The organism is Neobacillus drentensis (assembly GCF_036962765.1).
GTDB classification, from domain to species: domain Bacteria; phylum Bacillota; class Bacilli; order Bacillales; family Cytobacillaceae; genus Neobacillus; species Neobacillus drentensis_C.
The window spans coordinates 1-672 of sequence record NZ_JBALOS010000222.1; the positions used below are offsets into that span (position 1 = coordinate 1).

The window sequence follows — 672 nt, forward strand, 5'->3', positions numbered from 1 at the left end:
GCAGGGATGTAAAGGTAATCATATCCATTAAAAACTACCCATAAATCGCTTCCTAAATCAATCAGTAATCCACTAATAAATTTCTTTCCCGAAATCTCCAGTTTGATATATTTTCCGATATTATCTTTCAACTTCATTTACTCACTTCCTTTCCTAGGATTCCCATTTACAAATAGAGAAGGGCTGATATCACTAACTACTTATAACAGGTATACATGATCAGAACTGCCCAGCTCATATTTGTATGGTTTTGGGGGGCTTTGACAGGGGCAATATGAGGGAATGGCCTTATATAAATTTTCACAATTAGGTTAAGATTTTATTAATTACAATCTTGAAGTTCGATTGTTTCTGTTTGGCCATCCGGAAAACGGGAAAGCTATTTTGTTTTCTTGATTAACTGGTTCTCCTGTAAAACGAAGAACTCTTTGCTCTTTCTCCTTTTGTTTCCATACATTCTGATCGTTGTTAGTAGTGTTCATATCATTTGTTTTATTATTTTCTGTATTATTTGTAGCTTGGTTTTGTGTAGGTGCTGATTTAAATACTCTCGCTGGTTCTTCTTGCGATTTTGTTGATTTTGCTTCATTCTGTTGTATTTTATACGGCGGGGCTGGCGGATTATCTGTTTTTTGAATAGAAACTGCTTCTTTTACTTGGTTCATTTCTTTC

The 672-nt window shown here is 34.7% G+C and carries 1 protein-coding gene; it reads right to left on the minus strand.

Features of this window, described 5'->3' with window-relative positions:
• Positions 1–326: 326 nt before the first annotated feature.
• A partial coding sequence (locus V7137_RS23805) for a hypothetical protein (protein ID WP_335700366.1) occupies positions 327–672 on the minus strand: 346 nt, incomplete at its 5' end.